We start from the raw sequence: 26,935 nt of genomic DNA, 5'->3' as shown, positions 1-26,935 counted from the left end.
CGGGCGTGCTCACGCCGGTTCGGTTAGTCTCGAAGTCCGGTGCCGGACGACGGAGGGTGAAGCGGTGTCCGCCAGTGCGGTGGTGATCGGTGCCGGAGTTTCAGGGCTCACCACGGCGGTGTGCCTGGCGGAGTCCGGAATGGACGTCCGGGTGGACACCGACCGGCTCCCGGGCGACACGACCTCGGCGGCCGCGGGCGCGATGTGGGACCCCTATCTGGCCGAGCCGAGAGACGCGGTGGACCGCTGGAGCCGGCAGACCCTGGCCGAGCTGACTGCGCTGAGCACGGACGCAGACACCGGCATCCGGCTCATGGAGGGCACCCACGAGTCCCGCATCCCGTGCGAGATGCCGGCCTGGGGCAGCGTGGTCGGAGCGCTGCCATGCCCGCCGGAGGACCTCCGGGACGGATACGTCACCGGCTGGCGCTACCGGGCCCCGCTCGTCGACATGCCCCGCTATCTGGACCATCTCCTCCGACGGCTGGAGCGGGCCGGCGGCTCTGTTCGACAGCACCGCTACGGCTCCCTCGACGAGGCGCTCGCGGAGGCCCCGGTGGTCGTCAACTGCTCGGGCGCCGAAGCCCGGTTCCTCGCGGACGACCCGTCGGTGGACGCGTTGCGCGGCCGGCTCGTCGTGATCGAGAACCCCGGGATCGAAGCCTTCTTCTGCGACGACACCCCCGGTGCCGAGGAGCTCATCTACATCTACCCGCACGCGGACACGGTGGTCCTGGGCGGCACGGCCGAGCCGGGGGGCTGGGAGCTGTGGCCCGACGAGGATGCGGCCCGGGAGATCGTCCGGCGCTGTGCGGCGGTCGAGCCGTCGCTCGCGGGCGCCCGGGTGATCGAGCAGCGGGTGGGACTGCGGCCGGTCCGCGGCAGCGTGCGCCTGACGGACGAGTGGCACGCGGACACACTGCTGCTGCACAACTACGGCCATGGCGGCGCCGGAGTGACGCTGTCCTGGGGCTGCGCCCGCGAGATCGTGGAGCGGGTGCGGGCGGCCGCAGGCACTAGTCGATGAGCTGCCACTGACGGCGCTCCGCGATGTCGGCCTCCGCACCGCGACGGAAGAGATACAGCCAGGTCCGGACCGCGAGCGTCACGGTCAGGGCGATGGTCCACGGCCAGCTGGTGGCGTCCACCGCCACCAGTGCCGCACCGACCGTGGGCGAGGCCGCGGTGAACAGCGTGAGGGCGGTCTCGACCAGGCTGCGCCGGAACCGGTGGGCGATGGAGAACTCGGACCGCTCGTACACGGCGATCGCCACGCTGAGCAGGACGGCCAGGACCATGGTCGACCAGGGGTCGCCGCTGGCCTGTGCGTAGGTGACGGGAAGCGAGATCAGGAAGGGGAGCACGCCGCCGTACTCGGACAGCACGTTCCCCCACTTCATGATCTTGCCGAACGAGTTCGAGCGGATCCGTGCGAGTTCGCCGGACGCGCTCGCGTAGACGATCAGGGAGAGCACGGTGCTGAACGTCGCTCCGATGAGGAGCAGACGTACGTCATTGGGAAAGCGGGCCGACGAGAAGGCGAAACCCAGCAGGAAGGTGATGGCGGCCAGTATCGAACCCGAGAACGCGATGCCGGCCGCCGCCTCCCCGGACTGCAGGGTCGCGGGGTCGTCCTGCTCGAACCGGGCGATCTCGAAGGCGGGTTGGCCGCCCAGGGTGACCAGTGCGGTGACCGCGTGGCCGGAGGGCGACAGGGACTCCATGAGCTGTCTCCGGTCGGCGGCGGGGACGAGGTGCCTGGAGTCCGGATCGATGTACTCCACCCGGGACTTGTACTGGTAGTGCAGGTGCGGAGCGCCGCCCGGGCCGTCGGCGCGCATGACCCGGGTTCCGATGAACCCGCAGGCCAACAGGAGGTGCATCAGCGCCAGTTGCTCGGTCCTCGCGAGGGCGGATATCAGCGGCGGCTCGGCCTGTCTCCGGGAAAGTTCCTTCACCGTCTCGGTCAGGAGCTGCCTGGCCACGCCCCGTCGGCGATGCCCGTCCCGGACCGCGATCACCGACAGCCGCGCGTGCCCCGGCGAGGGCACTTCGGCGGTGACGCACCCCACCAGCTCGCCCTCGGACTCGGCCACCCGGACCAGATCGAGGTCGAGGGCGGTGGTGAGGAGCGCTTCGGGGGGAACGGCGGTCGGCTCACAGGTGTCGGCCAGCAGAGAGCACAGCCGGGCCAGATCGGCGGGGGAGGCCGCCCGGGTGGAGCACGCAGCCATGTCCGTCCGTTTCGTTCGACCCGGCAACGCCGGTCAGATGATCGCCGACCGCTGAATCCTACCGATCAACTATTCCTCGTACAGGCGTAGTTGGAGCCTTGGTCAGGAACAGTGGACGTCCTCGCCGGGCCGCTTGCCCGTGGCCAGGAAGCGGGACACCGTCGCGTCGCCGCATGCCGTGCCGTTGTCGAGGTAGGCGTCGTGGCCGGTGGAGTCGTTGGTGACCATGACGGCACGCCGGCCGAGGGCCTCGCGGAGCTTCAGGGCACCGCTGAGGGGGGTGGCGACGTCCCGTGCGTTCTGCACGAGCAGGACGTTGGACGGGCCGCGGTCGGTGACGTGCACCGGCGCCTCCCTCGGCTCCCACGGCCAGGCGGTGCACGGCATCGCGTTCCTCGGCATGCCCCCGGTCAGCGGGTACTTCGCGCGGCTCTCGGCCACGCCCTTGCGGTAGATCTCCGGGTCGCTCGGCCAGTCGACGTCGTTGCAGATGGTGGCGGCGCCGACCGCGGTGACGTTCTGGAGGACGGCCTCGGGCGGTCCCGCCGGAGCGGGCGGCACCGTGCCCTTCTGTGCGGCGAGGATCAGCTTGGCGAGGGCCGGGTAGTCGTCCGGGTCGTAGAAGGAGTCGAGCATCGACTGGCGCAGGACGTTGCCGTTCAGCTCCGCCGGGTTGGCGCCCGGCCACGGGATCGGCTCGCGGTCGAGACGGGCAGCGAGGTGCAGGAAGAGCGGGCGGACCTCGGCGGCGCTGTCGGCGAGGCGGTCCGGATTGCCGGGCGCGGACGCCCACTTGGCGAACTCCGGGAAGTTGTCCTCGGCACCCCGCTCGAACGCGGCGAGCCACGCGCGTTCCGCCAGGACCGGGTCCGGGCGGTCGTTGCTGTCCAGGACGAAACGGTCGGTGCGCTGCGGGAACAACTGGAGGTAGGCGGCGCCCACGTAGGTGCCGTAGGACACGCCCCACGCGGACACCTTGCGCTCGCCGAGCGCGGCTCGGACGCGGTCCAGGTCGCGGGCCTCGTTGAGGGTGCTGATGTGACGGATGAGCTCGCCGCTGTTGCGTGCGCAGGCGTCGGCGATGCGCTTGCCCGCGGCCATGTTCGCGTCGACGGATCCGTCCGGGGCGGGCCAGGGCAGCAGGGTCGTCCGGGCCAGGTCCCGCTGTTCGAGCCCGCAGTCGACGGCCGTGGAGGGCGCCATGCCGCGCGGCGCGAACCCGATCAGGTCGTAGGCGTCCCGCACGGACTGCGGCAGCTTCTGCCCCTTCTTCGACGGATCGTTCATGCTGTCACCGCCGGGTCCTCCGGGGATCAGCAGCAGGGCACCGCGCCGGGCTGCCGGATTCTCGCCGGGAATTCGGGAGACGGCGATCTCGATCTTCCGGCCGTCCGGGTCGGCGTAGTCCATGGGCACGGCGACGGTCGCGCACTGCTGACGCGGATCGAGACCGCTGCCCTCACACGTGGTCCATTTCAGCGCCGTCGGCCCGGAGGGGGAGGCGGAGGCGGAGGCGGACAGCGGGGTCAGGGCCCCGAAGGCGATGCCCGAGGCGGCGGCGATCAGGGCGAGGCTTTTCGTCGTCTGCTTCATGACCATGAGCCTGGCGGAGCCCACGCGCCCAACCCATCCGGCCAACTGCCTTGTCTGTAAGGGGGTTTACCCCCGGTCGCCGACTCCGTAGGCCCCATGGCCTTTGGGGGTGCCCCTGCCGTTCCCGGCCGTCCTGAGCGGTGGCCGGCGGGCCGCCGGGTCCCTCGCACCCTGCGCCTCCGCCGTGATCCCCCCGGCCGCGCAAGCCGACCACGACCACGGACACCGGCCACCCCGGTTCCCGCGTAGGCGACAATGGACCCCATGAGTCTGTTCCGCGACGACGGCATCGTGCTGCGCAGCCAGAAGCAGGGTGAGGCGGACCGGATCATGCTGTGCTGCCCCGGGGGGCGGCCCCCGGAGCCCCGGCCGGGTTCTCGTGGGGGTGCGCGGTGAGCCTGTTCCGCGATGACGGGGTCGTGCTGCGCACCCAGAAGCTCGGGGAAGCGGACCGGATCATCACGTTGCTCACCCGTGGGCACGGGCGGGTGCGGGCGGTGGCTCGGGGGGTGCGGCGGACGAAGTCGAAGTTCGGGGCGCGGCTGGAGCCGTTCTCGCATGTCGACGTGCAGTTCTTCGCGCGGGGGAGCGAGCTGATCGGGCGTGGGCTGCCGTTGTGCACGCAGAGCGAGACCATCGCTCCGTACGGTGGCGGGATCGTCTCCGACTACGCGCGGTACACCGCCGGGACGGCCATGCTGGAGACCGCCGAGCGGTTCACGGACCACGAGGGTGAGCCGGCCGTGCAGCAGTATCTGCTGCTCGTCGGGGCGCTGCGGACCCTCGCCCGGGGTGAGCACGCGTCGCACCTCGTGCTCGACGCCTTCCTGCTGCGCTCCCTCGCCGTCAACGGCTACGCCCCCAGCTTCAGCGACTGCGCGAAGTGCGGCATGCCCGGCCCGAACCGTTTCTTCTCCGTGGCCGCCGGAGGCTCGGTGTGCGTGGACTGCCGGGTGCCCGGCAGCGTCGTACCGTCGCCGCAGACCCTGGAACTCCTCGCCGCGCTGCTTACGGGAGACTGGGAGACCGCGGACGCGAGTGAGCCGCGGCACGTCCGGGAGGGCAGCGGGCTGGTGTCCGCCTACCTGCACTGGCATCTGGAACGCGGGCTCAGATCCCTGCGTTACGTAGAGAAGCAACCCTGAGAGGGAGACGAGAGTCACCATGGTCGTAAACGGGATCCTGGGGCGCCGGCGGCGCGAGTACAGGAAGCCGGAGCCGCATCCGTCCGGCGCTCGCGCACCGAAGCTGCCCGGTGAGCTGATCCCCGAGCATGTGGCGATCGTCATGGACGGCAACGGCCGCTGGGCCAAGCAGCGCGGGCTGCCGCGCACCGAGGGGCACAAGGTCGGCGCCGAGCAGGTCCTCGACGTGCTCCAGGGCGCGGTCGAGATGGGCGTGCGCAACATCTCGCTGTACGCCTTCTCCACCGAGAACTGGAAGCGCTCGCCCGACGAGGTCCGCTTCCTCATGAACTTCAACCGCGACTTCATCCGCAAGAGCCGCGACCAGCTCGACGCGCTCGGCATCCGGGTGCGCTGGGTGGGCCGGATGCCCAAGCTGTGGAAGTCCGTTGCCAAGGAGCTCCAGGTCGCCCAGGAGCAGACCAAGGACAACGACAAGCTCACCCTGTACTTCTGCATGAACTACGGCGGCCGGGCCGAGATCGCCGACGCGGCGCAGGCCCTCGCCGAGGACGTGAAGGCGGGCCGGCTGGACCCGTCCAAGGTCAACGAGAAGACCCTCGCGAAGTACCTGTACTACCCGGACATGCCCGACGTGGACCTCTTCCTGCGGCCCAGCGGCGAGCAGCGCACCTCCAACTACCTGCTCTGGCAGAGCGCCTACGCCGAGATGGTCTTCCAGGACGTCCTGTGGCCCGACTTCGACCGCCGTGACCTGTGGCGGGCGTGCATCGAGTTCGCGTCCCGGGACCGGCGGTTCGGCGGGGCCGTACCCAACGAGGAGCTCCTCGCCATGGAGGAAGCGATGAAGGGCGAGCCGGAGGACTGACCTCCGACCCGCCCCTGCGATTCCCCCGTGGCTCAGCCGGTGGTGACCGCGGTGTCGTCGATCACGAAGCTCGTCTGGAGCGAGGAGTCCTCGACGCCGGAGAACTTCAGGGCGACCGTGGTCCCCGCGAAGGCCGACAGGCTGAAGGACTTCTGGACGTAGCCGCTGGCCGCGTTGAGGTTGGAGTACGTGGCCAGGGTCGTCGAACCGGCGGTGACCGTCAGCTTGTCGTACTGGGTGCTGGTGGTGGTCTCCGCCGTGTCGACGTGCAGGTAGAAGGTGAACGTCGTCGCCGTGCAGCCGCTCGGGACGGTCACCGACTGGGAGAGCGTGTCGGTGTGGGTGGAGCCGTAGCCGTCCAGCCAGGCCTTGTACGAGCCGGTGCGGGCGGCCTGGCTGCTGGAGTTGGTGATGACTCCGCTGGACGCGGTCCAGGTCGTGTTGCCCGACTCGAAGCCCTGGTTGCCGAGCAGCTGCGTGGAGGTGCAGGTGCCGCCACCGCCGGACGAGCTGACCGTCCAGGTGAAGGCCGCCGTGCCGGTGGCTCCCGTGCTGTCGGTGACCGTGACCGTGGTGCTGTAGCTGCCGGCCGTGGTCGGGGTGCCGGATATCACGCCCGTGGAGCTGCTGATCGACAGGCCGGTGGGCAGACCGGTCGCGGCGTACGTCAGTGTGCCGCTGTTGGTCGAGCTCGCGCTGACCTGCAGGCTGACGGCCGTACCGACGGTGGCGGACTGGCTGCCCGGGTTGGTCACCGTCACGCCGGTCGACGGCACGGTGATGTGGCTGCCGACGTTGATGCCCGCGAAGGCGTTGCCGACCCCGGCGTACTGGGCGGAGCTGGAGCCGTACAGCGACGCGGCGGCGCTCAGCGCGGCGGTGCGGGCTCCGGCGTAGTTGGTGCTGGACGTCATGTACGTCGTCAGCGCCTTGTACCAGATCTGCAGGGCGGCGGCCCGGCCGATGCCCGCGACGGCGACCCCGTCGGAGGTGGTGCTGGTGTACGACGTGCCGTTGATGACCTTGGTGCCGCTGCCCTCGGACAGCAGGTAGAACATGTGGTTCGCCGGGCCCGAGGAGTAGTGCACGTCGAGGTTGCCGACGCCCGAGTACCAACTGTCCGCGGAGCCGCCGTCCTTGCTCGGCTTGTCCATGTAACGCAGCGGCGTGCCGTCGCCGTTGATGTCGATCTTCTCGCCGATGAGGTAGTCGCCGACGTCGGTGGAGTTGTTGGCGTAGAACTCCACACCGGTGCCGAAGATGTCGGAGGTCGCCTCGTTCAAGCCGCCCGACTCACCGGTGTAGTCGAGCCCGGCGGTGTTGGAGGTGACGCCGTGGCTCATCTCGTGGCCGGCCACGTCCAGCGAGGTCAGCGCGTGGGTGCTGCTGGTGCCGTCGCCGTACGTCATGCAGAAGCAGGTGTCGTCCCAGAAGGCGTTGACGTACGCCGAGCTGTAGTGGACGCGGCTGTAGGCGGCGACTCCGTCGTTCTTGATGCCGCTGCGGCCGAAGGTGTTCTTGTAGAAGTCCCAGGTGGTCTGGGCGCCGTAGTGGGCGTCGACACCGGCGGTCTGGGTGTTGGAGCCGGCACCGGTGCCCCAGACGTCGTCGGCGTCCGTCATCAGCGTGCCGGTGCCCGACGTGCCGTTGTTGAGGCTGTACGTCTTGTGGCCGCCGCGCGTGGTGTCGTACAGCTGGTACGTCGAGCCGGACAACGTGGTGTTCATGCTGACCGTGCCGCTGTACTGGCTGTTGCCGGTGCCGGTCTCGATGCCCTCGAAGCGGGAGAGTTCGGCGCCGGTCGTGGCGTCGGTGATGACGTGCAGCTTGCTGGGCGTGCCGTCGTCCTGGAATCCGGAGACCACCGTCTCCCAGGCGAGCTTCGGTGTGCCGGTGCCGGCCCAGATCACCTTGCGGGGGCTCTGCGCGGCCGGCTTCTCGGCGTCGAGCGCCTTGGCGGTGCTGAGCGCCTTCGTCTCGGCGGCCGCCTTGCCGAACGTGGCGGTCGTGGACTTGACCGAGACGGTACGGCGGTTGTTGTTGAAGGTCGTGCTCACGGTGCCGGCGGCCAGCGAGGCCGGGGGTGTGTGTACGACCAGGTCGCCGCCGAGGACGGGCAGACCGGCGAAGGTCCGCTCGTAACGGGTGTGAACGGTGCCGTCGTTGTCCTTGACGACGTCCTTGACGACCAGTTTCTCCTTGGCGCCGAGGCCGAGGGACCGGGCGGTCGCCGTGGTCCTGCCGGTCGCGCTCTTGAGCAGCGCGGCACGCTGGGCCGGGGTGACCTTCGCCTCCTGGCCTCCGGTGCGCAGGGGGCTGGGGTGGGGGGCCGCGGGCTTCGCAGTCGCGGGGACCGACTGGATGCCTACGGCGAGCAGCGAGGCGGCGGCGACCAGGGAGGCGGCGGCGGCCGATCTTCGGGGGGAACGTCTCACTCGTGACTCCTACTGCGACGTGGGGTGGAGGTGCCGTGCGGGAACTGCGTGAGAACAGGAGGGAGAGTGGCACGCTTGACCTGGCCATGTCATTGAGTGGCGTGTGAGTCAAGGGTTAACCCTCGACGAAACTGTGAAACGGCCATGAAAGAACCCCACCCGTCGGTCCATGGGTGGGGTCCGTGTCGCCCTGCGGTCGGCTCAGGTCAGTCCTTGACCGCCGCACAGTCCGCGCAGGTCCCGAAGATCTCCACGGTGTGGGCCACGTTGACGTATCCGTGCTCGGCCGCGATCGCGTCCGCCCACGTCTCCACGGCCGGGCCCTCGACCTCCACCGCCTTGCCGCAGATCCGGCAGACGAGGTGGTGGTGGTGCTCGCCGGTGGAGCAGCGCCGGTAGACGGACTCGCCGTCGGAGGTGCGCAGGACGTCGACCTCGCCCGCGTCGGCGAGGTTCTGGAGCGTGCGGTAGACCGTGGTCAGACCGACGGCGTCGCCCTTGTGCTTGAGCATGTCGTGCAGTTCCTGCGCGCTGCGGAACTCGTCGACCTCGTCGAGCGCCGCCGCCACGGCGGCCCGCTGCCGGGTGGCACGGCCCTTCACGGGCGGTCCTGCGGTCGTCACGGGTTCCTCCTTCACTGGCGTGATCGCTTATGGGGCGTCCGGTGCCGAGGACGAGACCGCGACCGGGCTCAGCCCTCCGGGCCTCCACGCGCCCCTTCGGCTCTCACACGTCTTGCATCGGCGCCTGCCGGGCCATTGTGCCAGCCCCGTCTGTGCCGGGGCGGACGCCGACCGTGCTGTCCGCCTCCCGACTGGCCGGAATCGCACACTCCGCAGGATCGCCGGCCGGCTGCCGGGCGGCCGCCGCGCGGGCGCGGCGACGGGCCAGCGGGGTCGCCAGGACGGTCAGCACGATGAAGGCCGCGATGGTCAGCAGCACGATCGTCGCGCCGGGCGGCACGTCCTGGTAGTACGACGTCACGGTGCCGCCGATGGTCACCGTCACACCGATGGCCACCGCGATCGCGAACGTCGCCGCGAAGCTCCGGGTGAGCTGCTGCGCCGCCGCCACCGGCACCACCATCAACGCGCTGACCAGCAGCAACCCGACCACGCGCATCGCGACGGTCACCGTCACCGCGGCTGTGATCGCCGTCAGCAGGTTCAGCGCGCGCACCGGCAGCCCGGTGACCCGGGCGAACTCCTCGTCCTGGCTGACCGCGAAGAGCTGGCGGCGCAGACCGAGGGTGACGAGGACCACGAACGCGGCCAGCACACAGATCGCCGTGACGTCCGACTCGGAGACCGTGGAGAGCGAACCGAACAGGTACGACGTCAGGTTGGCGTTCGAGCCGCCGGGCGCGAGGTTGATGAACATCACGCCGCCGGCCATGCCGCCGTAGAAGAGCATCGCGAGGGCGATGTCGCCCCGCGTCTTTCCGTACCAGCGGATCAGCTCCATGAGGACCGCGCCGAGCACCGAGACGACGGTCGCCATCCACACCGGTGACCAGGAGAGCAGGAAGCCGAGGCCGACGCCGGTCATCGCGACATGGCCGATACCGTCGCCCATGAGGGCCTGGCGGCGCTGGACGAGGTAGATGCCGACGGCGGGGGCGGTGATGCCGACCAGGACGGCGGCGAGCAGGGCCCGCTGCATGAAGGCGTAGTCGAGGAGGTCCATCAGCTCAGCAGCCCCGTACGGATCGGTTCGTGTTCGTGGGGGTGGACGTGGTCGTGGCCGGGGAGGGCGTGCTGGCCGAGGGCCCGCGGAGGCGGTCCGTCGTGCTGCACACAGCCGTCGCGCAGGACGACCGCCCGGTCGATCAGGGGCTCCAGCGGGCCCAGTTCGTGCAGCACGAGCAGGACGGTGGCGCCCTCGGCGACCTGGCGGGTGAGGGTCTGTGCGAGGACCTCCTGGCTGGCCAGGTCCACGCCCGCCATCGGCTCGTCCATGACCAGCAGTTCGGGTTCGGCGGCGAGCGCGCGGGCGATCAGCACCCGCTGGTGCTGGCCGCCGGACAGGGCGTTCACGGAGTCCTTCGCGCGGTCCGCCATGCCGACCAGCTCCAGGGCCCGGCGCACGGCCTCGTGGTCGGCCCTGCGGAGCACGCCGAAGCGGGCGCGCGACAGGCGCCCGGAGGACACGATCTCGGTGACGGTCGCGGGGACGCCGCCCGCGGCGGTGGTGCGCTGCGGGACGTATCCGACGCGCGCCCAGTCCCGGAACCGTGCGCGCGGAGTGCCGAAGAGCTCGATCTCACCGGCGGCCGTGGGCACCTGGCCGATGATCGTGCGGATCGCCGTCGACTTGCCGGAGCCGTTGGCGCCGAGCAGCGCGACGACCTCACCGCGGTTCACGGTGAGGTCGATGCCGCGCAGGACGGGGCGCGAGCCCAGGTCGGCGCGGACACCGCGCAGCGCTACGACGGACTCGGTCATACCGTCCTCCGGTTCATGCTCACTTGGCCCCCAACGCGGTCTGGAGGGCCTTGAGGTTGGCTTCCTGGACCGAGAAGTAGTCCTTGCCGCGGGACTTGGCGGTGATGCCCTCGATCGGGTCGAGGACGTCCGTCTTCAGCCCGGCGTCGGAGGCGATGGTCTTCGCGGTCTTGTCGCTGACGAGCGTCTCGTAGAACACGGTGGTGACGCCGTCGGCCTTCGCCATCTTCTCAAGGTCCTTGACGCGGTTGGCACTTGGCTCCGACTCGGGGTCGAGGCCGTTGATGGCCTCCTCGGTCAGGCCGTAGCGCTCGGCGAGGTAGCCGAAGGCGGCGTGGGTGGTGATGAAGACCTTGTTCCCGGTGCTCCTGAGCCCCGTGGCGAACTGCGTGTTCAGGGCGCCGAGTTTCTTCACGAGCGCCGCGGTGTTGGCCCTGTAGTCGGCCGCGTTGTCCGGGTCGGCCTTCTCGAAGGCCTTGCCGACGCCCTCGGCGACCTGGGAGTAGCGCACCGGGTCGAGCCAGATGTGCGGGTCCAGGCCCGCCAGTTCCTCGTTCTCGTGGGCGTCGTGGTCGGCCGCGTGGCCGCCGACCTCGTTGCCGTGCTTCTCCAGGGAGGTGAGGGAGGCGGCGTCGATCTTGGTCTTGAGCCCCGACTGGGACACCGCGTCGTCGACGGAGGGCTGGAGGTTCTTGAGGTAGAGCACCGCGTCGGACTCCTGGAGCGCGGCGGTTTGCTTGGCGCTGATCTCCAGGTCGTGCGGCTCCTGGCCGGGCTGGGTCAGTGTGGTGACGTGCACATGGTCTCCGCCGATCTGCTCGGCGAGGAAGGCCATCGGGTAGAAGGACGCGACGACGTCGAACCGGTCGGTGTTGCCCGCGGCGGCACTGTCGGTGGAGCAGCCGGAGAGGGTGGCCAGGCCGAGGGCGGCGGCCGCGGCGGTCGCCGCGACGGGTATGGAGCGTCGTCGTACGTTCATGACAGTCATTTTCATCAAATATGGAAACCGTTGTCAACAAAGCTGGTGAGCGGCCCGCAAGGGGCCCGCAGGCCGAACCGATTTGATTGAGGGGGCGGCCCCGCCGGTAACCTGAGGCATTCGCTCTGAAGCACCGCTCCGTATGGACTGCTTCGTCGCCCGTCGTCGTAATGAAGAGAGCACCGTGGCCGCCGACAAGATCGACACCATCGTCAGCCTGAGCAAGCGCCGTGGCTTCGTATTCCCCTGCAGTGAGATCTACGGCGGTCAGAAGGCCGCCTGGGACTACGGACCGCTGGGTGTCGAGCTCAAGGAGAACCTGAAGCGTCAGTGGTGGCGCTACATGGTGACGTCGCGCGAGGACGTGGTCGGTCTCGACTCGTCCGTCATCCTGGCCCCCGAGGTCTGGGTCGCCTCCGGTCACGTCGCCACCTTCTCCGACCCGCTCACCGAGTGCACCTCCTGCCACAAGCGGTACCGCGCGGACCACTTGGAAGAGGCGTACGAGGCCAAGAAGGGGCACGCCCCGGAGAACGGCCTCCTCGACATCAACTGCCCCAACTGCGGCAACAAGGGCCAGTTCACCGAGCCCAAGCAGTTCTCGGGTCTCCTTTCCACCCACCTCGGCCCGACGCAGGACAGCGGCTCCGTCGCCTACCTGCGCCCCGAGACCGCGCAGGGAATCTTCACCAACTTCGCCCAGGTGCAGGTCGCTTCGCGCAAGAAGCCGCCGTTCGGCATCGCGCAGATGGGCAAGTCCTTCCGCAACGAGATCACGCCCGGCAACTTCATCTTCCGCACCCGCGAGTTCGAGCAGATGGAGATGGAGTTCTTCGTCAAGCCGGGCGAGGACGAGAAGTGGCAGGAGTACTGGATGGAGCAGCGCTGGAACTGGTACACGGGCCTTGGTCTCCGCGAGGAGAACATGCGCTGGTACGACCACCCGGCGGAGAAGCTCTCCCACTACTCCAAGCGCACCGCCGACATCGAGTACCGCTTCCAGTTCGGCGGCAACGAGTGGGGTGAGCTGGAGGGCGTGGCCAACCGCACCGACTACGACCTCACCGCCCACTCCAAGGCCTCCGGCCAGGACCTCTTCTACTACGACCAGGAGTCCCAGGAGCGCTGGACGCCGTACGTCATCGAGCCCGCGGCCGGTGTCGGCCGCGCGATGCTGGCGTTCCTGCTCGACGCCTACATCGAGGACGAGGCGCCCAACGCCAAGGGCAAGCTGGAGAAGCGCACGGTGCTGCGCCTCGACCACCGCCTGGCCCCGGTGAAGGTCGCGGTGCTCCCGCTCTCCCGCAACGCCGAGCTGTCCCCGAAGGCCAAGGGTCTTGCCCAGGCGCTGCGCCAGAACTGGAACATCGAGTTCGACGACGCCGGTGCGATCGGCCGCCGTTACCGCCGCCAGGACGAGATCGGTACGCCGTACTGCGTCACGGTCGACTTCGACACCCTCGAGGACAACGCGGTGACGGTCCGCGAGCGTGACTCGATGAAGCAGGAGCGTGTGTCCCTCGACCAGATCGAGGGCTACCTGGCGGGCCGGCTGATCGGCTGCTAGGTCCGTACGTTCCCCCGGCCTCCGGTGCAGGCTCTCCGCAGAGCCTGCACCGGAGGCCGTTTTGTGTTCGGCCAGGGATGGCAGGCGACTGGCAAGTATCAGATAACAGATATTGAAATCTGTCAGCTGTCATGGCAGGGTGGACGCATGACGATGAACACCCGAACCCTCGGAACGTCCGGCCCCCAGGTCTCCGCCCTCGGCCTCGGCTGCATGGGCATGTCCGCGCTGTACGGCGAGGCCGACCGGACGGAGTCGATCGCGACCGTGCACGCGGCCCTGGAGGCCGGTGTGACCCTGCTCGACACCGGCGACTTCTACGCCATGGGTCACAACGAGATGCTGATCGGCGAGGCGCTGCGCACCGCACCCGCCGCCCGGCGCGAACAGGCCCTGCTGAGCGTGAAGTTCGGCGCGCTGCGCAGCCCCGACGGCCAGTGGGCCGGCTACGACGGCCGCCCCGCCGCCGTGAAGAACTTCGCCGCCTACTCGCTCCAGCGCCTCGGCGTCGACCACATCGACGTGTACCGGATCGCCCGGCTCGACCCGGACGTCCCGATCGAGGAGACCGTCGGCGCGATCGCGGAACTCGTCGAGCAGGGGTACGTCCGGCACGTGGGCCTCAGCGAGGTCGGCGCCGAGACGATCCGCCGGGCCGCCGCCACCACGCCCATCGCGGACCTCCAGATCGAGTACTCCCTCATCTCGCGCGGCATCGAGGACCGGATCCTGCCGGTCACCCGAGAGCTGGGGATCTCCGTCACGGCGTACGGCGTCCTGTCCCGCGGCCTGATCTCCGGCCACTTCACCCACGACCGGCAGCTCTCCGCGACCGACTTCCGCGCGCACTCCCCCCGCTTCCAGGGCGACAACCTCCAGCACAACCTGAACCTGGTGGAGGCGCTGCGGAAGATCGCGGAACAGAAGGACGTGAGCGTGGCCCAGATCGCGATCGCCTGGGTCCTCTCCCGCGGCGACGACATCGTGCCGCTCGTCGGCGCCCGCACCCGCGAGCGGCTCACGGAGTCCCTGGGCGCGCTGGACGTCACCCTGGACACCGCCGAACTCGCGGCCATCGAGGAGGCGGTACCGGCCGGTGCCGCCGCGGGCGAGCGCTACGCGGCAGCCCAGCTGGCGCAGGTCGAGCGGTGATCGGCCGGACCGGTACGGTCTGACCCATGGCACCGACCCCGCAGCCCCTGACCGCCGAGCGCATCCTCGAAGCCACCGAGGAAGTGCTGCGCCGCTACGGCCCGGCCAAGGCCACCGTGGTCGACGTGGCCCGCGCGCTCGGCGTCAGCCACGGCAGCGTCTACCGGCACTTCGGGACCAAGGCCGAGCTGCGCGGCGCGGTGACCCAGCGATGGCTGGACCGGACGACCGAGGTCCTCGCCGCCATCGTCGCCGAGGACGGGGACCCGGAGACCCGGTTGCGGGACTGGCTCACCGCACTGTTCGCGGCCAAGCGCAGCAAGGCGGGCGCCGACCCGGAGCTGTTCGCCACGTACACGGTGCTCACGGTCGAGAACGGCGGCGTGGTCGGTGAGCACATCGCCGAGCTGACCGACCAGGTGGCTCAGCTGGTCCGGGCCGGCGCCGACGCGGGCGCCTTCGCGGTCACCGACCCCGCCACCACGGCCCGCGCCCTCTTCCAGGCCACCGGCCGCTTCCACGACCCGGTCTACGCCGGGGAGTGGGAGGAGCCGGGCGCGGAAGGGGATTTCGAGGCCCTCGTGGACCTGCTGCTCAAGGGGCTGCGGAGCCGGCCGGACGCCGGGGCGGTACCGTCCGACTGACAGTACGCCCCGAGAGAGAGCCGAGAGACCCGATGCCCCCGACCATCCGCAGGGCTGTGATCCCCGCCGCCGGACTCGGCTCCCGACTGCTGCCCCTGACCAAGGCGACGCCGAAGGAGATGCTCCCGGTCGGCGACAAGCCGGTGATCGAACACACCGTGCGGGAGCTGGTGGACTCCGGCATCACCGACATCACCATCGTCGTCTCCGGCGGCAAGTCCCTGATCCAGGAGCACTTCCGCCCCAACCCCGCCCTGGTCGGGCAACTACGCGCCGACGGCAAGGCGGCGTACGCGGACGCCGTCGAGGAGATCGCCGAGCTGGCCCGCAGGGGCCACATCACCTACCTCGACCAGCACGGCCCCTACGGCAACGGCACCCCGGTGCTGAACGCCGCCCGTTCCTTCGGCGAAGAACCCGTCCTGGTGCTGTGGCCGGACGACGTGTTCGTGGCCGAGGTACCGCGCGCCCAGCAGCTGATCCGCGCCTACGAACAGACCGGCTGCCCCGTCCTCGCCCTGCTGCCCATGGACCCCACCGAGTCGCGCCGCTACGGCGTGCCCCTCGTCAAGGAGGACCTCGGCGCCGGCACCCTGCGCATCACCGGCCTCGTCGAGAAGCCCGACCCCACCGCCGCGCCCTCGTCGTACGCGGCCATCGGCGGCTACGTCATCACCCCGGGCATCGTCGACGAACTGCGCGAGCGGACCCGCCGCTGGTACGAGCACCGCACCGGCGAGATCTACCTGACCGACGCCATCAACGCCTACGCCGCCACCCGGGCGGTGTACGGCCAGGTCATCCAGGGCCGCTGGTACGACACCGGCAACCCGGCCGACTACCTGGTCGCCCAGATGGCCCACGCCCTGGCCCATCCCGAGTACGGGCCGCTGCTGCGGCGACTGGTCGGCGACCTGGACACCCCCGAGGGACCCGCGGGCTCCGAGAGCCCCTGAACGTCAGCCCGCCGACGGATCCACCGTCGCCTGATGCTCCTCCGCCAGGTGTTCCTCCGCCTTCAGCCACGGCAGGAACTGCGCGTCCCTGCGCCAGCCGCACGTGTCGCAGCTGATGGTGCGCCGGGATCCCTTGCGCAGCACCTGGACGACATGTTCGTGGCCGTGCTGGTCCCAGCGGCTCACCTTGCTCGTGTTGGCCTGCACCATGCACCTCGCCTCCGGCTAGGAGTGTGCAGCAAGAACAACATCAACAGCAGTATCTTCACGGGGCGTTCGCCAAGTCCCAGAGTGTCGGGCATGCGGTCAGACCGGGATGCTGTGGGCCGGCGACGGCACGGTACGGGGGCGCAGGACCATGAGCGGGCCCTCCAGAGCCGCCACCATGGCGAAGGGGAACCGGTCGAGTTCGAGACAAAGAGCGACGTCATCGGGGTGCACTCCTTGACGCACCCCCTGGGCCAGCTCGGCGGCGGCCCGGGACGCCGCGGCACGGCGGAGGAACGGGGCGGCGTCCGTCGCGGCCCCGGCGGCTCGGCCGGCGATGTACTGGGCGCACGCCAGATCCTCGTCGGCCTGTCCGTCCTCGCCGGTGACCACGAACGTGACACGGTCGCTCCCGTGCTCCCGCAGGAGCCGAGCCGTCGCCCGCGCCACCACGAAGGAGGCGCACAGCACCAGTTGGGCTTCCTTGACCGCGAGGGCGCCGACCGTCCCCGCGGTGGTCTTCTGCACGACGGTCCGTCCGCCGAGGTCGGCGGTCCGCAGCAGGCCCGGTGAGTTGACGGTGTCGAACCCGGGCGCGGGCGCACCGTCCTTGAGGGCCACCCAGTCGGGGTGACGGGCCTTGAGCGCCAGGGCCTCGTCCGGCGACCCGGCGAGAACGATCTTCTCCGCACCACGGGCGAACGCCCAGGCGGCCACGGTGAAAGCGCGCATGACGTCGACCACGACCGCCACGGACGGAATTTCGGCCAGCTCGGAGATGCCAAGGAAACGAGCGTCCATTCCGCTCATGATCGTGCATGACGGCGCCCCGGCGAACGGGTGTGAGCGAGATCTCAACTACCTTTCCCGCACGGCCGAACTCCTCAGTTCAGTACGCGCGAGGCCGTCGGCCGGTCACGCGACGACTCCCGCCGCCTCGCGCACCTCGGCCGACTCCAGCCGTTCGGCGGTCCGTTCGGCGGTCCCGCGGGCCCACCGTCCACTGGTCACGGCGCCGAGCACCAGCACCGCGAGCCCGCACCCGGCGAGAATCCACCACCCCGGCACGGCGGCCGACACGAACTTCTCCTTGTACGACGACGCTCCCACCCCCGAGGCCAGCACCGCGCCGATCACCGCGACCCCGAGTGTCTGCCCGAGCTGACGGCTCGTGGACGCGACGGCGGCGGCGACCCCGGCCTGGGCCCGCGGCATCCCCGACACCGCCGTGTTCGTGATCGGCGCGTTGACCAGCCCGAACCCGATCCCGAACAGCAGGTATCCGAGGAGCAGCGTCCCGTCGGACGTCTCCGCGTCGAAGGCGGCGAACAGCACCCCGCTGGCGGTGATCATGACTCCGGCGGCGACCAACGGCAGCCTCGGCCCCCGGCTTGCCACCAGCCGGCCGGCCAGCGGCGCGCACAGGAACATCGGCACGGCCATCGGCAGCATCCACAGGCCCGCGTGCAGTGCGTCCAGCCCCCGGACGTTCTGCAGATACAGCGTCGAAAGGAACAGGAACCCGCCAAGACCCGCGAACGCGCTGATCGCGATCACCGTGGCCCCGCTGAAGGGCGCAGACCGGAAGAACCGCAGGTCGATGAGGGGTTCGTCGCGCCGGGGCTCGTACCAGAGGAGCCCGGCCAGCGCGAGGAGGGCCACCACGGCGAAGGGCAGCACGTACGAGAACCCCGAGGCCGGCGCCTCGATGATCGCGTACGTCAGCGAGCCGAACAGCGCGATCACCAGCAGCTGCCCGACCGGGTCGGGGCGGCGGGCCTTGGGTGCGCGGGACTCGGGGACGTACCGCAGGGTGAGCAGCAGTGCCGCGAGCCCGACCGGCAGGTTGACCCAGAAGATCGAGCGCCAGCCGACCGAGTCCACGAGCAGTCCGCCCACCAGGGGACCCGCGGCCATGGAGATACCGACGACCGCGCCCCAGGCGCCGATTGCGCGGGCCCGCTCACGCGGGTCGGTGAAGGTGTTGGTGATGATCGACATGGCGACCGGGTTGAGCATCGAACCGCCGACCGCCTGCACCATGCGGAAGGCGACCAGCGCCTCCAGGTTCGGCGCGAGGGAACACAGTGCGGAGCCGATCGTGAAGACGACCAGGCCCGCCATGAACACGCGCCTGCGGCCGATCCGGTCGGCTGTGGAGCCGGCCAGCATCAGCAGCGAGGCGAGGACCAGGGTGTACGCGTCGATCGTCCACTGGAGTCCCGCCGTGCTCGCGTCGAGGTCCCGCTGCATGGCGGGCAGGGCGACGTTGAGGGCGGTGGTGTCCAGGCTCACGATCAGCAGACTCATGCAGCAGATCGCGAGCACCAGCATGCGTCGGCGTTGGCTGAGCTCGGGCATGCGCGTCATCGTACGCCGATTTCGATAGTGCGTCTAACTAATGGTTGCTACATGATCACTGTGTCGAGGTCCTGGAGGCATGCGTGACAATGGGGGAATGCAGATCGGTCCGCACCCCGTCCAGCCTCCCGTCGTCCTGGCCCCCATGGCCGGGATCACCAACGCGCCCTTCCGCACGTTGTGCAGGGAGTTCAGCGGCGGCAAGGGCCTGTTCGTGAGCGAGATGATCACGACTCGGGCGCTGGTCGAGCGCAACGAGAAGACCATGCAGCTGATCCACTTCGACGCGACCGAGAAGCCGCGCTCGATCCAGCTGTACGGCGTCGACCCGGCCACCGTCGGCAAGGCCGTCCGCATGATCGCGGACGAGGACCTCGCCGACCACATCGACCTGAACTTCGGCTGCCCGGTCCCCAAGGTCACGCGGAAGGGCGGCGGCTCCGCGCTGCCGTACAAGCGTCCGCTGCTCAGGGCGATTCTGCGCGAGGCCGTGAGCGGGGCGGGGGATCTGCCGGTCACCATGAAGATGCGCAAGGGCATCGACGACGACCACATCACGTATCTCGACGCCGGGCGCATCGCTGTCGAGGAGGGTGTGACCTCCATCGCCCTGCACGGCCGTACCGCCGCCCAGCACTACGGCGGGACCGCCGACTGGGACGCCATCGCCCGCCTCAAGGAGCATGTGCCGGAGATCCCCGTCCTCGGCAACGGCGACATCTGGTCGGCCGACGACGCGCTGCGGATGGTGCGGTCCACCGGGTGTGACGGGGTGGTCGTGGGGCGGGGGTGCCTGGGGCGGCCGTGGCTGTTCGCGGATCTGGTGGCCGCCTTCGAGGGCCGTACGGAGGACGTCGCCCGGCCCGCGCTGCGGGAGGTCGCCGACGTCATGGTCCGGCACGCCACCCTCCTCGGCGAGTGGATCGGCGACGAGTCGCGCGGGGTCATCGACTTCCGCAAGCACGTGGCCTGGTACCTCAAGGGGTTCGCGGTCGGCAGTGAGATGCGCAAGCGCCTCGCGATCACGTCGTCGCTGTCGGAACTCCGGTCCGGTCTGGACGAGTTGGACCTGGACCAGCCCTGGCCGGTGGGCGCGGACGGGCCCCGCGGCCGTACGTCCGGCAACAACAGGGTTGTCCTGCCGGACGGTTGGCTGAAGGATCCGTACGACTGTGCGGGGATCGGCGAGGACGCGGAGCTGGACACGTCCGGGGGGTGAGCCGGCCTGTGCGGGTCGGTGGGGGCGGGCGTTTTTCGCGCAGTTGAGCAGGGCTCGGTGCCGGACGCTGGCCGCTGCGGGCGGACACCCCCCACCCCGTCCCCTTCCCGCCGTACGCGGCCAAAGGTGCGTTCACCCGACGGCCGGAGCCAGCTATCCCTTCGACGGGTGGGGAGTCGAGCCGTATGCCGTCAGGAAGCGGTCTCGGAAGGAGCTCATCTTCCAGACCGGGGCGTTGTGGGCCGGCTTGAGGCCGTCGGTCCAGTTCCAGGAGGCGATCTTGTCGAGGACCTTCGGGTCCTTGGCGACGATGGAGATCGGCACGTCACGGCTGGCGTTCTCGCCGCTGACCCGCGCGATCGGCTGGTGGTCGCCGAGGAAGACGAGGACGGTGTCGGCGCTGCCGTAGCGCTCCAGCCACTGGGTCAGGGACGTCACCGAGTACGAGATGGACTTGCCGTACTCCTGCTTGGAGCGGGTGGAGTCGGCGATGATGTCGGACGCCTTGTTGCCGGCCTTCTGGATGGGCTTGAAGATCGAGCCGTCGCCGAGCTTGTCCCAGGGGACCATCTTCGGGATGGGGGCCCAGGGCTGGTGGCTGGAGGTGAGGATGATCTCGGACATCAGCGGCTTGTCGCGCTTCTTGCTGTGCACCTGACGCTGGTAGGCCTCCAGGGCGTACTGGTCGGGCATCGTCGACCAGCTGAACTTCGGCCCCTGGTAGCCGAGTTGGAAGGCGTTGTAGACCTTGTCGAGGTCGTAGTACTGCTGCTCGGGCCAGCCCTTCTGCACGCCCGGCATCACGCCGACCGTGTCCCAGTCGCCGGTCTTCTTGAAGGCCCTGGTGAGGCTGAGGTGGTTGCTGGCCATGACCGTGCGGTAGCGCTGCTGGTTGTCGATCCACAGGCCGGTGAGGGTCGTCGAGTGGCCGAGCCAGCTGCTGCCTCCGTACGTCGCCGAGGTCAGCCAGCCGCTCTTCGCGTGGAAGCCCGCCTTCGCGAGGGCCGCGGTGCTCGTGGCGAGGGTCTTGTCGACGCCGGGCGCGATGCCCTTGTCCTCGACGGCGCTCCTGCCGTAGCTCTCGATGAACGTGAAGATCATGTCCTTGCCGCGGAGGTCGGGCACCAGCTGGGAGCCGGGCGTGTTCCCGAAGGCGTCGACCTTGGCCACCTTCTCGAAGGCCGCCTCGTCCCGCACGGTCTGCACCACCTGCTTGGCCTGGATCGCGGTGAGCGAGGCGGTGTGTTCGGAGGCCAGCGGGGTGCCGAAGACCTGGAGGCCGAGGGCGGAGCAGGTGACCCAGACGGTGGCGGCGACGAGGGTGCCCCGGGTCGCGGTCCGGCGGTCCAGGATCAGCAGACCGCTGAGCCTGACCATCGCCAGCGTCATGAGGGACAGCAGGAGGAGCACGAGGACGCCCGCGCCGACCGCGGCACCGACCGCCACGGCGCTGCCCATCGAGTCCGAGATGTACGACTGCGCGTCGTTGAGCAGCTCCCAGTCGAGGATGGGGTTGAAGGGCCGCCCGAGGTAGTCGTTGAACCCCATGTCGAGCAGGTTCATGATCGTCATCACCCCGAGCGCCACGCCGGACACCACGGCCACCGCCAGCCGCGGCCGCCGAGGCAGCACGAGTGCCACGGCCGCCCCGAGGATCGCCTCCACCGGGATCCGCACGAACTCCCTGGCATGCAGATGGGTGACCTTGTTCGGCAGGAGCAGGGCGCCGAGGACGAGCAGGGCGGCGAGGACGTTCACCGTCCACCGGATGTTGCGTGCGGCGACGGGGTGCTGCTCCCGCAACCGCCCGAGCCGCGCCCGCAGCGACGGCCTGCTCCGCGGTGGACCGTCCCCGACGGTCGCCTCGGCCTCGGGTGACGTGCTCTCAGCAAGGGTCTCGGACACCCGAGGGTCCTTCCGTACGGGTCCTGGTAGGAGGCGGACCCGATATGGGGTCTCGGATCCGCCACCGTCCCGTACGTCCGGCTTCGGGCCACGGTTCAGGGCCCAGGGCAAACACCGGACCAATGCTTGGTCAACGGTGAGGTTCCCGGGGCCGAGCCCGCGGTGATCAGGCGCCCCCCACCGCCGTCAACAGCGCGAGCGGAGCCGCCGCGGACCGGGCCTCCCGCACACACGCGTGCGGATACGGCACCGGCTCCCCGTGCGACTCCCGCCCGTACCCCGCGAGCACCTCCGGCAGGCGGTGGCCGGCCGCCGTCGCCGCGTCCACCAGCCCGTGCGCCACGGTTCGCGCCTCGTCGTGCAGCCCGTACCGGGCAAGGCCCAGCGTGATCAGCGCGTTGTCGTGCGGCCACACCGACCCCCGGTGGTACGACAGCGGGTGGTACGCCGCCTGCCCGGCCGCCAGTGTCCGCACCCCCCACCCCGAGAAGAAGTCCGGCTGCAGCAGCCGCCGCCCCACCTGCTCCCCGTACTCCTTGTCGAGCAGCCCCGACCACAGCAGATGTCCGGCGTCGGAGGCCAGCGCGTCGACCTGGCGCCCCTCGCCGTCCAGTGCGAGCGCGGGGAACGTACGGTCCGGCATCCAGAAGTCGCGCTGGAACCGGTCCCGCAGATCGGCCGCGGCCTGCTCCAGGAGCGCCGCGTACGTCTCGTCCGCCCACACCGTGCGCGCGAGCCACGCGGTCCTGCGCAGCGCGTCGTAGGCGTAGCCCTGTGCCCCGGCCGCCGTCACCGGCCCGCTCGCCCGCGTCCCGTCGGCGCCGCAGATCGCGCCGGGGGAGTCCTTCCAGTTCTGGTTGGCGAGGCCGCCCTGGTCGGAGCGGTAGACGAGGTAGCCGCGCGAGGTGAGCCCGCCGTGGTCGAGCATCCAGCCGATCGCGGCACGGGCGTGGGACTCCAGGCGCCGGGCGAGCGGGAGGTCCCCGGTGTGCTCCACGTACGCGCCGAGCAGCACGAGGAACAGCGGGGTGGCGTCCACCGAGCCGTAGTAGCGCCCGTACGGCACCTGTCCGAAGTGCGCCAGCTCCCCGTGCCGCACCTCGTGCACGATCTTGCCGGGCTGGGCCACGGAGGCCGGGCCGGTCTCGGTCGCCTGGGTCGCGGCGAGCGCGGGGAGCGTCGCGGCGGCCAGCTGGGGCCGGTAGGGGAGGGCGAAGAGCGAGGTGAGGAGGGCGTCCCGGCCCAGAAGGGTGAGGAACCAGGGGGCTCCGGCGGCCGGCACGCGCAGTTCCTCGCCGTCCGGGCCGGTAGCCGGGACCTGGAGCGAGGCGAGGTCGGCGAGACCGCGCGCGCAGGCCGCGGCGAGTTCGGGCCAGCCGGTCGGGAAGGCGACGCCCTCCACGAACTCGCCTTCCATGGCGAGGAGTTGCCGGTTGAGGGCGGCGGGGGAGCTCGGTACCCGCAGGGTCCGCCTGTCGCCGTGCGGCCGGGCCATCACCCGCAGGGTCAGTTCGGCCGTGCCGTGCGGCTCCAGATCCAGGGTCCACACCAGGCGCCGCGCTCCGGTGCCCGTCTCCTCGACGCCGTCCGGGGCGGGGTCGGCGCTCACCGTCGTACGGGAACGCCATTCGCCGCGTTGGTAGGTGAACTCCACGCCGTCGTCGAGGACTTCACGGGAGCGGGTGGCGCCGGTCTTCGGGTAGGTGCGGTAGTCGGAGCGGAGTTCGAACTGGTCGGTGAAGTCGGCGTCCGCGGTGACCGCGAGCCGGACCGTCGTCGGCACCGGGCGGTTGCTGGTCACCCGCAGGGACTCGACGAACGAGCCGTCCCCGACGGCCTGTTCACGGAAGAGGGTGCAGGCGGGCGGCTCCTGGCGGCCGCCGCGCGGGACCAGGACACAGCGCGCGGTGTCCCCGTCGGCGACCGGCGACAGGGCCTCCGGTACCGCGCCGTCGACCGTGAGCTGCCAGCGGCTCAGATGCCGGGCGTCCCGCACGAACATGCCGTCCGGGGAGCTGCCGCCGCCCCGGACGCCGCTGATGTCGCCGCCGTCGCCCACGGCAGCGAACGTCCCGCCGTGCACGAGCAGATGATGCCGGTCCGTCATCGCAGGTTCCCTCCCTTGAATCCCAAGTCCGCCGTGGCTGTGATGCCGTTCGTGGCCGTTGTGTCGTACGCGACGGTGGTGTCGTCGTGCAGCAGGTCGAGCGCGAGCGCGGCGGTCCAGCTGAAGCCGGTCGTCCCGCAGGCCTCGCCGGTGTACGGGTCGACGTACTCCGCGAAGTCGCCGGCGCCGGCGAGTTCCAGGACCGACTCCCGCAGGGCGTCGGCCTGTTGCTGCTCGCCGTGGGTACGCAGCCCTCGCTCCAGCAGCCAGGCGGTGTTGAACCAGGCCGGGCCGCGCCAGTAGCGGTGCGGGTCGAAGGCCTCGCCGAGGAGGTCGTAGCTGGGCACGAGGCGGGTGGTGGTGCCGAGTCCGAAGTGCGGGCCGCGGAGGGTGCGCAGGAGCGCCGCGGCGATGCCGGGCGGGAGGTCGGGCAGCAGCAGGGGGACCATGCCCGAGACACCGCGCTCGGGGATCAGGGTGCCGCGCCCGTCCGGAGCGGGCCACCGCAGGTCCCGGCACAGGAACATGCCGCTCGCCGGGTCCCACAGCCGCTCGACCAGCGCCGCCGTCAGCCGCTCCGCGCGCGCGTGGCGGGCGGTGCCGGGCGCGCCCAGTTCCTCGGCGATCCGGGCGAGGGCGTGCTCGGAGGCGATGAGCAGGGCGTTGAAGGAGGGGTCCTCGACCGCGAAGCCGCCGCCGTCGGCGTACCCGGCGTCCCGGTAGTCCATCGCCAGCCGGACGTACCGGCCGTAGTCCAGATCCGTGGGCCGGTCCTCGGGCGCCCCGTGGTCGAGGTCGGCGCGGCGGAAGGAGCGGGCCGGGGCGGGGGTCACCCTGCTGAGGGGGAGGTCCCACGAGGGGCTGTTGTCCATACCCTGTTCCCAGGGGTGCACGACGGACGCAAGACCGCCGCCGCCCAGGTCCCGCCGGTGCAGCAGATACCGGTGCCAGGCGGCGAGCCGCGGGTACACGCGGGCGAGGAAGCCGCGCGCGCGGGAGAGTCCGGGGTCGGCGCGGTGGACCAGCCACGCGGCCAGCGCGTGGACCGGTGGCTGCACGATGCCGGACGTCTGTACGGTGCGCGGGGCGCCCGCGGTGTGCCCCGCGGTGGAGGAGCGCCAGAAGTCGGGGCTCGGGAAGTACTGGTCGAGCGGTACGGAGGGATTGAAGACGATGTGCGGGATCCGCCCGTCGCCCCACTGGGCCGCCAGCAGCGTCTCCAGCTCGGTCTGCGCCCGCAGCGGCGAGAGGTGGCGCAGTCCGATCGCGATGAACGCGGAGTCCCAGGACCACTGGTGCGGGTACAGGCTGGGCGAGGGCACCGTGGAGGCGCCGGTCCAGTTGCCCTCCAGCACCCTCGCGGCCCTGACATGCAGGGAATGTGACGAGCCCGGCGGATCGTATGCGATCGAACGCTCCGTGGAAGGGTTCATGAGCTGGGCAGTGCGATCCACTCGGGGCTCCCCGAAAGACATGTCGCTGACCGGTTCGGTCAGAGCTACCGTAGAGTTACGTCCATTTAACACGCAAAACTCAATATGTAATGCAGAGTTGAGAAACACAAGGGGGTGCGCATGGCCGGACGGAGTCAGACCGGCGCCGGAGATCTGCTCGAACTGGTCCGCAGCGGGCGAGCCGTCACGCGCGGAGCGCTCCAGCAGGCCACCGGACTGTCCCGGGCGACCGTCGGCCAGCGCCTGGACCGGCTCTTCCGCGCAGGCTGGCTGCGCGAGGGCGCCGGAGGCCCCGTCGACTCCCCGCTGGGCGGCCGTCCCTCCATCACCCTGGAGTTCGACGACGCCCACGCCGTCGTCCTCGCCGCCGACCTGGAGACCCGGCACGCGCGTGCGTGCGTGCTGTCCCTGACCGGCGAGATCCTCGCCGAGCACAGCGGACCCCTCGCGATCGAGGACGGCCCCGACGTCGTGCTCGGCGAGCTGGGCCGCTGGTTCGCCGAGCTGCTGGAGAAGGCGGGCCACCGCGCGGACGAGGTCTGCGGCATCGGACTCGCCGTACCGGGTCCGGTCGACACGGAGAGCGGCCGGGTGGTCCAGCCGCCGATCATGCCCGGCTGGGACGGCTACGACATAAGGACCCGCCTGGCCGGAGCCTTCACCGAGCACACCGGGACCGGCCCGGTCCCCGTGCTCGTCGACAACGACGCCAACCTCATGGCGTACGGCGAACAGCGCACGACCCACCCCGACTGCTCGGCGTTCGTCCTGGTCAAGGTCTCGACGGGGATCGGCGCCGGAGTCGTGGTCGACGGCTCTGTCTACCGGGGCATCGACGGCGGCGCGGGCGACCTGGGCCACATCCGGGTGCCGGCGGGCGCGGAGGCGCTGTGCCGATGCGGTTCCTACGGCTGTCTCGCGGCCGTCGCGAGCGGCGGTGCCGTGGCCCGGCGGCTGGCGGCGGGCGGGGTGCCGGCGGCCTCGGGCTCGGATGTGCGCGATCTGCTGGCGTCCGGGCATCCCGAGGCGGCGGCGCTCGCACGCGACGCGGGGCGGCAGGTCGGGGACGTGCTGGCGACGGTCGTGACGCTGCTGAACCCCGGTGTCCTGATGATCGCCGGAGATCTGGCCGGAACTGCCTTCCTCACCGGCGTCCGGGAGCTGCTGTACCAGCGGGCGCTGCCCCGCTCCACCGCCCGCCTGGAGGTCGTGACCTCGCGGCTCGGTGAGCGGGCCGGGCTGGTCGGGGCGGGGGCCCTGGTCGTGGAGCATCTGTACGCCGCGGAGCGGGTCGAGGAACGGCTGCTGGCCATGGGCGTGTGACGTCGGCGTTTCCGTCCCCGTCCGGGTCCGGACGCCCGTCCGCATGGTGAAATCCCGGTGCCTGTGGCAGCGTGATTCTCGCCACCTTTGAGTAGCGTTGCGCTCTGATGAGCGGATCATGGACGACTGTACTTCTCCAAGGGGTGGCACTCAGTGCCACCCCTTGATCGTTCATCGATCGAAATCAAGCGTGCAAATGAGGGCTCAGATGAGCGGGTTGGAGGGGTCTACGGGGGTTGCCGTGTTCAAGAAGTGAAAACATCGGGCGCCTGTCGCTTGCCAAGCTTTGACTTTCGATCCGCTGGCAGACGGCTGGTTACGGGCGTATGACGCCCGAGCAGA

At 70.5% G+C, this 26,935-nt stretch carries 22 protein-coding genes and 1 pseudogene; 10 read left to right on the top strand and 13 right to left on the bottom strand.

The window, feature by feature from the left end; genetic code table 11:
* Positions 1–64: 64 nt before the first annotated feature.
* A complete protein-coding gene (locus tag OHT57_RS17705) occupies positions 65–1,027 on the top strand; it encodes an FAD-dependent oxidoreductase (protein WP_328747387.1) in 963 nt (320 codons plus the stop codon).
* Here OHT57_RS17705 and OHT57_RS17700 read toward each other — a convergent pair.
* A complete protein-coding gene (locus OHT57_RS17700) occupies positions 1,017–2,234 on the bottom strand; it encodes a GNAT family N-acetyltransferase (RefSeq protein ID WP_328747386.1) in 1,218 nt (405 codons plus the stop codon). The two genes, OHT57_RS17705 and OHT57_RS17700, sit on opposite strands and share 11 nt — an antisense overlap.
* A gap of 102 nt (positions 2,235–2,336) precedes the next feature.
* Positions 2,337–3,827 (bottom strand): alpha/beta hydrolase, encoded by a 1,491-nt coding sequence (locus OHT57_RS17695; protein ID WP_328747385.1) that lies wholly within the window; start codon positions 3,825–3,827, stop codon positions 2,337–2,339.
* Between the two features lie 264 nt (positions 3,828–4,091).
* Here OHT57_RS17695 and OHT57_RS17690 point away from each other — a divergent pair, with 264 nt between their 5' ends.
* The 3 genes from OHT57_RS17690 to OHT57_RS17680 are packed head-to-tail and all read left to right on the top strand — an operon-like array spanning position 4,092 to position 5,840.
* Positions 4,092–4,223: a hypothetical protein gene (locus OHT57_RS17690; protein WP_328753538.1), complete on the top strand. Its 132-nt coding sequence runs from the start codon at positions 4,092–4,094 to the stop codon at positions 4,221–4,223.
* Positions 4,220–4,972: a DNA repair protein RecO gene (recO, locus tag OHT57_RS17685; protein WP_328747384.1), complete on the top strand. Its 753-nt coding sequence runs from the start codon at positions 4,220–4,222 to the stop codon at positions 4,970–4,972. The genes OHT57_RS17690 and recO overlap by 4 nt, the downstream gene beginning before the upstream one ends.
* 19 nt (positions 4,973–4,991) lie before the next feature.
* Entirely contained in the window at positions 4,992–5,840 is an 849-nt protein-coding gene (locus OHT57_RS17680) for an isoprenyl transferase (RefSeq protein WP_328747383.1), read from the top strand.
* A 32-nt stretch (positions 5,841–5,872) separates the two neighbouring features.
* On the opposite strand, the gene OHT57_RS17675 is transcribed toward OHT57_RS17680, so the two are convergent.
* From OHT57_RS17675 to OHT57_RS17655, 5 genes and pseudogenes are all read right to left on the bottom strand, one after another.
* Positions 5,873–8,275: a M4 family metallopeptidase gene (locus OHT57_RS17675; RefSeq protein ID WP_328747382.1), complete on the bottom strand. Its 2,403-nt coding sequence runs from the start codon at positions 8,273–8,275 to the stop codon at positions 5,873–5,875.
* A gap of 206 nt (positions 8,276–8,481) precedes the next feature.
* Positions 8,482–8,898 carry a Fur family transcriptional regulator gene (locus OHT57_RS17670; protein WP_328747381.1) on the bottom strand — a complete coding sequence of 139 codons (417 nt, stop codon included), beginning with the start codon at positions 8,896–8,898 and terminating at the stop codon, positions 8,482–8,484.
* A gap of 163 nt (positions 8,899–9,061) precedes the next feature.
* Positions 9,062–9,961, bottom strand: a pseudogene (locus OHT57_RS17665) (metal ABC transporter permease); the annotation flags it as partial.
* Complete coding sequence (locus OHT57_RS17660) at positions 9,961–10,719, bottom strand: metal ABC transporter ATP-binding protein (protein ID WP_328747380.1); 759 nt, start codon at positions 10,717–10,719, stop codon at positions 9,961–9,963. The pseudogene OHT57_RS17665 and the gene OHT57_RS17660, both read right to left, overlap by 1 nt.
* Before the next feature lie 19 nt (positions 10,720–10,738).
* Complete coding sequence (locus tag OHT57_RS17655) at positions 10,739–11,698, bottom strand: metal ABC transporter substrate-binding protein (RefSeq protein ID WP_328747378.1); 960 nt, start codon at positions 11,696–11,698, stop codon at positions 10,739–10,741.
* Between the two features lie 184 nt (positions 11,699–11,882).
* On the opposite strand from OHT57_RS17655, the gene OHT57_RS17650 reads away from it, so the two are divergent.
* The 4 genes from OHT57_RS17650 to OHT57_RS17635 all read left to right on the top strand — a co-directional run bounded on the left by OHT57_RS17650 (position 11,883) and on the right by OHT57_RS17635 (position 16,017).
* Entirely contained in the window at positions 11,883–13,265 is a 1,383-nt protein-coding gene (locus OHT57_RS17650; protein ID WP_328747377.1) for a glycine--tRNA ligase, read from the top strand.
* 147 nt (positions 13,266–13,412) lie between these two features.
* Positions 13,413–14,417 (top strand): aldo/keto reductase, encoded by a 1,005-nt coding sequence (locus OHT57_RS17645; RefSeq protein ID WP_328747376.1) that lies wholly within the window; start codon positions 13,413–13,415, stop codon positions 14,415–14,417.
* Between the two features lie 26 nt (positions 14,418–14,443).
* A complete protein-coding gene (locus tag OHT57_RS17640) occupies positions 14,444–15,061 on the top strand; it encodes a TetR family transcriptional regulator (protein ID WP_328747375.1) in 618 nt (205 codons plus the stop codon).
* A 32-nt stretch (positions 15,062–15,093) separates the two neighbouring features.
* Complete coding sequence (locus OHT57_RS17635; RefSeq protein WP_328747374.1) at positions 15,094–16,017, top strand: UTP--glucose-1-phosphate uridylyltransferase; 924 nt, start codon at positions 15,094–15,096, stop codon at positions 16,015–16,017.
* A gap of 3 nt (positions 16,018–16,020) precedes the next feature.
* On the opposite strand, the gene OHT57_RS17630 is transcribed toward OHT57_RS17635, so the two are convergent.
* The 3 genes from OHT57_RS17630 to OHT57_RS17620 form a co-directional block, all read right to left on the bottom strand.
* Positions 16,021–16,227 (bottom strand): hypothetical protein, encoded by a 207-nt coding sequence (locus OHT57_RS17630; protein WP_328747373.1) that lies wholly within the window; start codon positions 16,225–16,227, stop codon positions 16,021–16,023.
* Between the two features lie 96 nt (positions 16,228–16,323).
* Positions 16,324–17,025, bottom strand: a complete 702-nt coding sequence (locus OHT57_RS17625; protein ID WP_328747372.1) for a 2-phosphosulfolactate phosphatase — start codon at positions 17,023–17,025, stop codon at positions 16,324–16,326.
* Between the two features lie 114 nt (positions 17,026–17,139).
* A complete protein-coding gene (locus OHT57_RS17620; RefSeq protein WP_328747370.1) occupies positions 17,140–18,585 on the bottom strand; it encodes an MFS transporter in 1,446 nt (481 codons plus the stop codon).
* A gap of 97 nt (positions 18,586–18,682) precedes the next feature.
* Here OHT57_RS17620 and dusB point away from each other — a divergent pair, with 97 nt between their 5' ends.
* Positions 18,683–19,804: a tRNA dihydrouridine synthase DusB gene (gene dusB / locus OHT57_RS17615; RefSeq protein ID WP_328747369.1), complete on the top strand. Its 1,122-nt coding sequence runs from the start codon at positions 18,683–18,685 to the stop codon at positions 19,802–19,804.
* Between the two features lie 153 nt (positions 19,805–19,957).
* Here dusB and OHT57_RS17610 read toward each other — a convergent pair whose 3' ends face one another.
* The 3 genes from OHT57_RS17610 to OHT57_RS17600 all read right to left on the bottom strand — a co-directional run bounded on the left by OHT57_RS17610 (position 19,958) and on the right by OHT57_RS17600 (position 25,270).
* Positions 19,958–21,709 (bottom strand): CDP-alcohol phosphatidyltransferase, encoded by a 1,752-nt coding sequence (locus tag OHT57_RS17610; RefSeq protein WP_328747368.1) that lies wholly within the window; start codon positions 21,707–21,709, stop codon positions 19,958–19,960.
* A gap of 166 nt (positions 21,710–21,875) precedes the next feature.
* Positions 21,876–23,816 (bottom strand): amylo-alpha-1,6-glucosidase, encoded by a 1,941-nt coding sequence (locus OHT57_RS17605; RefSeq protein WP_328747367.1) that lies wholly within the window; start codon positions 23,814–23,816, stop codon positions 21,876–21,878.
* Complete coding sequence (locus tag OHT57_RS17600) at positions 23,813–25,270, bottom strand: MGH1-like glycoside hydrolase domain-containing protein (protein ID WP_328747366.1); 1,458 nt, start codon at positions 25,268–25,270, stop codon at positions 23,813–23,815. Before OHT57_RS17600 ends, OHT57_RS17605 begins: the two co-directional genes overlap by 4 nt.
* Positions 25,271–25,390: 120 nt before the next feature.
* Here OHT57_RS17600 and OHT57_RS17595 point away from each other — a divergent pair, with 120 nt between their 5' ends.
* Entirely contained in the window at positions 25,391–26,593 is a 1,203-nt protein-coding gene (locus OHT57_RS17595; RefSeq protein ID WP_328747365.1) for an ROK family protein, read from the top strand.
* Positions 26,594–26,935 lie beyond the last annotated feature (342 nt).

It is taken from the genome of Streptomyces sp. NBC_00285, assembly GCF_036174265.1.
Taxonomy (GTDB): Bacteria; Actinomycetota; Actinomycetes; order Streptomycetales; family Streptomycetaceae; genus Streptomyces.
The sequence above is the reverse complement of the archived record's forward strand: the minus strand, read 5'-3'. Positions and strand labels throughout refer to the sequence as shown.

What these genes read in the sequence shown, in the direction of transcription:
- OHT57_RS17700 (WP_328747386.1), bottom strand. Translation starts at nt 2,234, where the DNA reads ATGGCTGCGTGCTCCACCCGGGCGGCCTCCCCCGCCGATCTGGCCCGG.
- OHT57_RS17620 (WP_328747370.1), bottom strand. Translation starts at nt 18,585, where the DNA reads ATGCCCGAGCTCAGCCAACGCCGACGCATGCTGGTGCTCGCGATCTGC.
- OHT57_RS17625 (WP_328747372.1), bottom strand. Translation starts at nt 17,025, where the DNA reads ATGGACGCTCGTTTCCTTGGCATCTCCGAGCTGGCCGAAATTCCGTCC.
- OHT57_RS17695 (WP_328747385.1), bottom strand. Translation starts at nt 3,827, where the DNA reads ATGAAGCAGACGACGAAAAGCCTCGCCCTGATCGCCGCCGCCTCGGGC.
- OHT57_RS17690 (WP_328753538.1), top strand. Translation starts at nt 4,092, where the DNA reads ATGAGTCTGTTCCGCGACGACGGCATCGTGCTGCGCAGCCAGAAGCAG.
- OHT57_RS17655 (WP_328747378.1), bottom strand. Translation starts at nt 11,698, where the DNA reads ATGAACGTACGACGACGCTCCATACCCGTCGCGGCGACCGCCGCGGCC.
- OHT57_RS17630 (WP_328747373.1), bottom strand. Translation starts at nt 16,227, where the DNA reads ATGGTGCAGGCCAACACGAGCAAGGTGAGCCGCTGGGACCAGCACGGC.
- dusB (WP_328747369.1), top strand. Translation starts at nt 18,683, where the DNA reads ATGCAGATCGGTCCGCACCCCGTCCAGCCTCCCGTCGTCCTGGCCCCC.
- OHT57_RS17680 (WP_328747383.1), top strand. Translation starts at nt 4,992, where the DNA reads ATGGTCGTAAACGGGATCCTGGGGCGCCGGCGGCGCGAGTACAGGAAG.
- OHT57_RS17595 (WP_328747365.1), top strand. Translation starts at nt 25,391, where the DNA reads ATGGCCGGACGGAGTCAGACCGGCGCCGGAGATCTGCTCGAACTGGTC.
- OHT57_RS17635 (WP_328747374.1), top strand. Translation starts at nt 15,094, where the DNA reads ATGCCCCCGACCATCCGCAGGGCTGTGATCCCCGCCGCCGGACTCGGC.
- OHT57_RS17645 (WP_328747376.1), top strand. Translation starts at nt 13,413, where the DNA reads ATGACGATGAACACCCGAACCCTCGGAACGTCCGGCCCCCAGGTCTCC.
- OHT57_RS17660 (WP_328747380.1), bottom strand. Translation starts at nt 10,719, where the DNA reads ATGACCGAGTCCGTCGTAGCGCTGCGCGGTGTCCGCGCCGACCTGGGC.
- OHT57_RS17605 (WP_328747367.1), bottom strand. Translation starts at nt 23,816, where the DNA reads ATGACGGACCGGCATCATCTGCTCGTGCACGGCGGGACGTTCGCTGCC.
- OHT57_RS17640 (WP_328747375.1), top strand. Translation starts at nt 14,444, where the DNA reads ATGGCACCGACCCCGCAGCCCCTGACCGCCGAGCGCATCCTCGAAGCC.